The 6321-nt window shown below is 73.0% G+C and carries 6 protein-coding genes; 5 read left to right on the top strand and 1 reads right to left on the bottom strand.

Features of this window, described 5'->3' with window-relative positions:
- Positions 1–99: 99 nt before the first annotated feature.
- From QJS33_RS30890 to QJS33_RS30875, 4 genes are all read left to right on the top strand, one after another.
- Positions 100–297 carry a hypothetical protein gene (locus QJS33_RS30890; RefSeq protein WP_306371612.1) on the top strand — a complete coding sequence of 66 codons (198 nt, stop codon included), beginning with the start codon at positions 100–102 and terminating at the stop codon, positions 295–297.
- A complete protein-coding gene (locus tag QJS33_RS30885; RefSeq protein WP_306371611.1) occupies positions 298–522 on the top strand; it encodes a type II toxin-antitoxin system HicA family toxin in 225 nt (74 codons plus the stop codon). It abuts the gene before it with no gap.
- A 426-nt stretch (positions 523–948) separates the two neighbouring features.
- Positions 949–2925 (top strand): ABC transporter ATP-binding protein, encoded by a 1977-nt coding sequence (locus QJS33_RS30880; RefSeq protein WP_306371610.1) that lies wholly within the window; start codon positions 949–951, stop codon positions 2923–2925.
- Entirely contained in the window at positions 2922–4778 is a 1857-nt protein-coding gene (locus QJS33_RS30875; protein ID WP_306371609.1) for an ABC transporter ATP-binding protein, read from the top strand. The genes QJS33_RS30880 and QJS33_RS30875 overlap by 4 nt, the downstream gene beginning before the upstream one ends.
- A 7-nt stretch (positions 4779–4785) precedes the next feature.
- On the opposite strand, the gene QJS33_RS30870 is transcribed toward QJS33_RS30875, so the two are convergent.
- Entirely contained in the window at positions 4786–5787 is a 1002-nt protein-coding gene (locus tag QJS33_RS30870) for a sugar isomerase (protein ID WP_306371608.1), read from the bottom strand.
- 151 nt (positions 5788–5938) lie between these two features.
- Between QJS33_RS30870 and hisI the strand changes: the two genes are divergently transcribed.
- A complete protein-coding gene (hisI, locus tag QJS33_RS30865; RefSeq protein WP_306371607.1) occupies positions 5939–6283 on the top strand; it encodes a phosphoribosyl-AMP cyclohydrolase in 345 nt (114 codons plus the stop codon).
- The last annotated feature ends 38 nt before the right edge of the window (positions 6284–6321 follow it).

Raw genomic sequence — 6321 nt, 5'->3', positions numbered from 1 at the left:
TCCGCGCCGGGCCCTTCGGCTTTCCTCGGTTCCGTGGAACTCCCGCCTCTCCGATGGGGGAGTGGGTAGCATTTCCGTACGAGCGGAAGAAGGGTTGCCATGACCACGCACATCGACATCGCCATCTCCGTCACCACCGACGAGGACGGTGCGTGGTGCGCCAGAGCCGAGGTCACCGGCGGCGGCACGGCCTACGGTGAGGGCGACACCAAGAACGAGGCCCTCACCGATCTGCGGGCGGGGCTGGCCGCGCTGTTCGAGGTCATCGAGCTTCCGGACGTCGAGGCGGCCGCGTAAGTGCCCCCTCTCCCCTCCCTCCCCGCGCGAGTCGTCCTCAAGGCCTTGGAGAAGGCCGGGTACCGCATCGACAGGGTGACCGGCAGCCATCACGTCATGGTGCATACCGACCGCCCTCCGGTCTCCGTCCCCGTCCACAAGGGGCGCGATATGAAGAAGGGCACCCTGCGCGGCATCATCAAGGACACCGGGCTGATCGAGGCCGAGTTCCTCGAACTCATCTGATCCGGATCCCGAGCGAGCGGACCTTCGGCGAGTACCCCCGGCTCCCGCGGCAACGTCGGCCGCCTCATCCACCGCCTGCCAACGCCGGGTTCCGGGCGCACATCGGTTCGACGGCATCACCGACAGGTACACCTTCCGCGCCCTCATCGCCCACCAGGGCCACGACAGGTGTGAATCCGCCCCCCGGCCGTCCGGCTCCTCCCCTCGGGGTCGGACCCGTGTCCGCTTCTTCATCGACTGGACGGAATAGCACCGATCGGTCGGGCGCTGAAACAATCCGGTGGAACCTGTCGGTGCCGCTGGATAAGTTGGCACGGCACGCGCCCCGTGCCCTTCGGCATGCCCGGAGGCCGGGACGCCGTGGACGGTCCGCGCCGGGGCCCTCCCAGAGGGCGTTCCCCGGCGCGCAAGGAGAACGGGGGGCGCATGGCGCAGGGCACGGCAACCGCGGGAGAACGCACCGAGGAGGACACCGGCGGCTCGGCCGCCGCCCACCGGGGCGTGTTCGGCCGGGGCATGAAGGTCCTGTGGGTCGCCGCCCGCACCGAGCCGTGGGTCTTCGGCGTCGCGGTCGTCGGCGCCATGCTGCACGCCGCCGTCACCGTCGGCTCCGCCTCCGTCCTGGGATACCTGACCGACCACACGATCATCCCGGCCTTCGAGCAGGGCGCCACCACCACGGCGGCCCTGGTCGGAGCCGCCGCCCTGCTCATGGCCGTCGGCCTGGGCAAGGCCGTCGGCATCGCCATGCGCCGCATGCTCGCCGCCCTCATGCAGTTCCGCCTCCAGGCCCGCTACCGCCGCGCGGTCGCCCGCAAGTACCTCGAACTGCCGCTGGCCTGGCACCACCGCCACCCCACCGGCCAACTGCTGTCCAACGCCAACGCCGACGTCGAGGCCGCCTGGCAGCCGCTCGCCCCCCTCCCGATGGCCGTGGGCAGTGTCTTCATGCTCGTCATCGCCGCCGTCGCGATGCTCGTCACCGACCCCCTGCTGGCCCTGGTCGCCTTCGTCGTCTTCCCCTTCCTGGTCGTCGTCAACGTCGTCTTCCAGCGCCGCGTCTCGCCCATGGCCTCCCGGGCCCAGGCGCTGCGCGCAGAGGTCAGCGGGGTCGCCCACGAGTCCTTCGACGGCGCCCTCGTCGTCAAGACCCTGGGCCGCGAGGACACCGAGACCGAGCGCTTCACCGAGTCCGCCCACCGCCTGCGCGACGCCCTCATCCAGGTCGGCCGCATGCGCTCCCTGTTCGACCCCGTCATCGAGACCCTGCCCAACTTCGGCGTCCTGGCCGTCCTCCTACTGGGCATGTGGCGGCTGTCCACCGGCGACATCGCCCCCGGCGACCTCGTCCAGATCGCCTTCCTGTTCACCCTGCTGTCCCTGCCCGTCCGCTCCTTCGGCTGGATCCTGGGCGACCTGCCCCGCAGTGTCGTGGGCTGGGACCGCGTCCAGTCGGTGCTGCGCTCGGAGGGCTCCATGGAGCACGGCGCCCGCACCCTGGACGACGGCGCCGACGGCATCGCCCTGACCGCCCGCGGCGTCGTCTTCTCCTACGCCGACTCCTACGACAGCGACGGCCGCGACCTGATGTCCCACGACGTGCAGGCCCCGCGCACCACCGTCCTGGACGGCGTCGACCTGGACATCGCCCCCGGCCGCACCGTCGCCCTGGTCGGGCCCACCGGATCGGGCAAGTCCACGCTCACCACCGTCCTGATGCGCCTGGTCGACCCGGACGCGGGCACCGTCGCCTACGACGGCGTCGACGTCCGTGAACTGGCCCGCGACCAGATCCCCCGGCACGCCGCCCTGGTCCCGCAGAGCACCTTCGTGTTCGAGGACACCGTCCGCGGCAACGTCACCCTGGGCGATGACATCGACGACGAACGCGTGTGGGCCGCCCTGCGCCTGGCCCGCGCCGACGGGTTCATCGCCGAACTCGACGGCGGCCTGGACGCCCCCCTGGGGGAGAAGGGCACCACCCTGTCCGGCGGCCAGCGCCAGCGCCTGGCCCTGGCCCGCGCCGTCGTCCGCGACCCGCGCCTGCTCATCCTGGACGACGCCACCTCCGCCGTCGACCCGCAGGTCGAGGCGCAGATCCTCGGCGGCCTGCGCGAACGCGACACCTCCGCCACCGTGGTCGTCGTCGCCTACCGCCGCGCCACCATCGAACTCGCCGACGAGGTCGTCTACCTCGAACGCGGCCGTGTCCTGGCCCGCGGCACCCACACCGAACTCCTGGAGACCTCACCCGGCTACAACCGGCTCGTGACCGCCTACGAGCGCGCCTCCGCCGAGAACGACGCCGCGCGCGCACCCGTCCCGGAGGGCCCGGCCCCCGTCGACCCCACCCGCCGAGCCGCGGTCCGCGGCGACGACCTCACCGAGGAGACGAGCCGATGAGCGCACCCGCGCCCACCCGCGAGGAAGACGAGCGGGAACCCGCCGGATCCGAGGACACGGAGCCCGGACGCGCCGACTCCCCGGTGTCCCTGCACCGGTCCACCGACTCGGCCCTGGACACCCTCAGACGCGGCCTGCGCCTGTCCCCGGAGTTCGCCAGGGGCCTGTGGCTCACCCTGGCCTTCGCGGTGGTCGCCACCGTCGGCAAGGTCGTCGTGCCCATCGCCCTCCAGCAGATCATCGACAACGGCATCACCGCCGCCGACGGCCCCGACCTGGGCTTCGTCGCCCGCATGGTCGCGATCTGCGCGGGCCTGCTGGCCGTCACCATGGTCTGCTCCTACCTGATGAACGTGCGCCTGTACAAGGCCACCGAGTCGGGGCTGGCGACCCTGCGCCGCAAGGCGTTCCGGCACGTCCACGACCTGTCCGTGCTCACCCAGAACAGCGAGCGCAAGGGCGCCCTGGTCTCCCGCGTCACCAGCGACGTGGACCAGATCAGCACGTTCATGCAGTGGGGCGGCATCCTCCTCATCGTCAGCGCCGGGCAGCTGCTGATCGCCACCGTCCTGATGGCGGTCTACTCCTGGCAGCTCACCCTCGTGGTGTGGGTGTGCTTCCTGCCCCTGCTGTTCGGGGTGCGCTGGCTCCAGAAACTGCTGTCCAAGGCCTACCTGAAGGTCCGCGAGAACACCGGCGACATGCTCGGCGTCATCGGCGAGACCGTGATGGGCGCCGCGGTCATCCGCGCCCACGGCACCGAGGAGCGCACCGCCCGCCGCATCGACACCACCGTGCTGGCCACCCGCCGCGCCCAGGTGCGCGCCCAACGGCTGTCGGTGGCGGTGTCCCCGTTCGCGGAGATCGTCTCGGCGGTCGGCAACACCGCAGTGGTCCTGCTGGGGGTGTGGCTGGGCCTGGACGGCGACCTCACCGCGGGCCGCCTCATCGCGTTCCTGTTCCTGATGACCCTGTTCATCCAGCCGATGATGATGGCCACCGAGATCTTCAACGAGGCGCAGAACGCCATCGCCGGCTGGCGCCGCGTCCTGGGCGTCCTGGACACCGTCCCCGACATCTCCGACCCGGGCGAGGCCGGGACGGTGCTGCCGCGCGGCCCGGTGCGGGTCGACTTCGACCGCGTCACCTACTCCTACCCGGACGGCCCGGTCGTCCTGGACGACGTGGCGGTGACCGTCGAACCGGGCACCCGGCTCGCCGTGGTGGGGGAGACCGGGTCGGGCAAGACCACGTTCGTCAAGCTCCTCACCCGGCTGATGGACCCCGACCGGGGCACCGTCCTGCTCGACGGGACCGACCTGCGCGAGATCGCGTTCTCGTCGCTGCGCGGCCGGGTCGTCATGGTCCCCCAGGAGGGCTTCCTCTTCGACAGCTCCCTGGGCGACAACATCCGCTTCGCCCGCCCCGAGAGCACCGACGCCGAACTGCGCACCGCCATCGCCGACCTGGGCCTGGACGAGTGGCTGGACAGCCTCGCCCACGGCCTGGACACCCCGGTGGGCCAGCGCGGGGAGTCGCTGTCGGCGGGCGAGCGCCAGCTCGTCGCGCTCATCCGCGCCTACGTCGCCGACCCCGACCTGCTGGTCCTGGACGAGGCGACCTCCGCCGTCGACCCGCACACCGAGATGCGCATCCAGCGCGCCCTGGACCGGCTCACCCGGGGCCGCACCTCGGTGGCGATCGCCCACCGCCTGTCCACGGCCGAGGCCGCGGACCGGGTCCTGGTGTTCGACGAGGGCCGCATCGTGCAGAGCGGCACCCACGCCGAACTGGTGTCCAGGCCCGGCGTCTACGCCGACCTGTACGCCTCCTGGGTGCGCTCCTCGGCGTGACCCCCGGTCACCGGCCCGACTCCCGCCACAGGTGGGCGGCGATCAGGCCGGGGACCACGGTCTCGACCAGCAGGGCGACATCCGGGTCGGCGTCGCCCGGGTAGCGCACGGTCAGCTCCGCCCCCGGCACGCTCTCGCGCCCGGGGGTGGGGCCCACCGCCACGAACCGGCCCCGTAGCTGCCCCAGGTGCTCGGAGAACCGCTCGTCGTAGACCGACCCGGCGAACAGCAGCGCCCGGTAGTCGGTGACCGCGGCCAGGTACCGCTCGGTGTGCGACCACTCGCCGGTCTCGCAGGTGTGCGCCACCGCCACCGGGCCCTTGCGCAGCAGCTGGGCGCCCTGCACCGCCGACGCGGCGCGCTCGGCGGGCGCCACCAGGTGCACGCCGTGCGGCGACGCCAGCGCCCGCGCGGCCTCGGGCACCCAGGTGTGCGCCGACGCCAACAGCGCCTGCACCGCGTTGGCCGACCGGCGCAGCAGGCTCGGCAGGTTGCGGCTGCCGCCCAGCACCGGCGCGCCCAGCCGGTGGCCCAGCAGCAGCGCCAGCCCCAGCGCGTGCTGGTAGGCCCGGCAGCCCAGCCCCGCCCGCTCGCCCCCGGTCCGCAGCGGCACCAGCAGGTCCGCGTACCGGGCCACCACCGCGTCGGGGTCGGCGGCCAGCACCACCACGGGGGAGCGGCCCACGTACCGGTCCAGGACCGTGCACAACTCCCGTTGGCCGCCGCCCAGGCTCACCCCCACCACCAGGGTCTCCCGACCCGCGGGCGGCTCCTGTGCGGACGCGGAGGAATCCGCGAACGCGCCGATGCCGGCCAGCCGCAGCCGCGCCGCCGCCACCTCGCACACGCCCCGGGCCGCACCGATCCCCAAGAACCGCACGGCCGCGGGCTCGTCGTCCAGCAGCGCCGGCAGCGCCGCGTACGGGTCCCAGCGCGGGAACCGCTCCGCCAGAGTGTTCAGCGCGGCGGGCATCCCCGCCAGGTCGGCGGACAGGGCCTGGGCCGTCACGGGAACCCCCACATCCGTTCGTCTGCTCGCGTCCGCCGTGCACGGCGGCTCCGGGCGCACTCTAGGACACCCACCGGCCCGGAGCACGCGTGGCCCGCACTGGACACGCCCCGGTGACACCCGGTCGGCGGGCGGCCATAACCTGGAGGGCATGAGCGTCACCAGCCTCGACCCGGCCATCGCCGCCCGTCTCAAACGCACCGAGGACGGACTCGTCCCCGCCGTCGTGCAACAGCACGACACGGGCGAGGTCCTCATGCTCGCCTGGATGGACGACGAGGCCCTGCACCGCACCCTCACCACCGGGGCGGCCACCTACTGGTCGCGCAGCCGCGGCGAGTACTGGGTCAAGGGCGCCACCTCCGGCAACACCCAGCGTGTGGTGTCCGTCGCACTCGACTGCGACGGCGACACCCTGCTGCTCGGGGTCGACCAGACCGGAGCGGCCTGCCACACCGGCGACCGCACCTGCTTCGACGCCGGGCGCCTGCTGTGACCCCGCCCGCCCCCCGGGAGAGCACCGCGGCCGCACCG

Source organism: Nocardiopsis sp. CC223A (genome assembly GCF_030766825.1).
In the GTDB taxonomy this organism is placed as follows: domain Bacteria; phylum Actinomycetota; class Actinomycetes; order Streptosporangiales; family Streptosporangiaceae; genus Nocardiopsis.
This window is presented reverse-complemented; position numbering and strand designations above follow the sequence as displayed.

What these genes read in the sequence shown, in the direction of transcription:
- QJS33_RS30875 (WP_306371609.1), top strand. Translation starts at nt 2,922, where the DNA reads ATGAGCGCACCCGCGCCCACCCGCGAGGAAGACGAGCGGGAACCCGCC.
- QJS33_RS30890 (WP_306371612.1), top strand. Translation starts at nt 100, where the DNA reads ATGACCACGCACATCGACATCGCCATCTCCGTCACCACCGACGAGGAC.
- QJS33_RS30880 (WP_306371610.1), top strand. Translation starts at nt 949, where the DNA reads ATGGCGCAGGGCACGGCAACCGCGGGAGAACGCACCGAGGAGGACACC.
- hisI (WP_306371607.1), top strand. Translation starts at nt 5,939, where the DNA reads ATGAGCGTCACCAGCCTCGACCCGGCCATCGCCGCCCGTCTCAAACGC.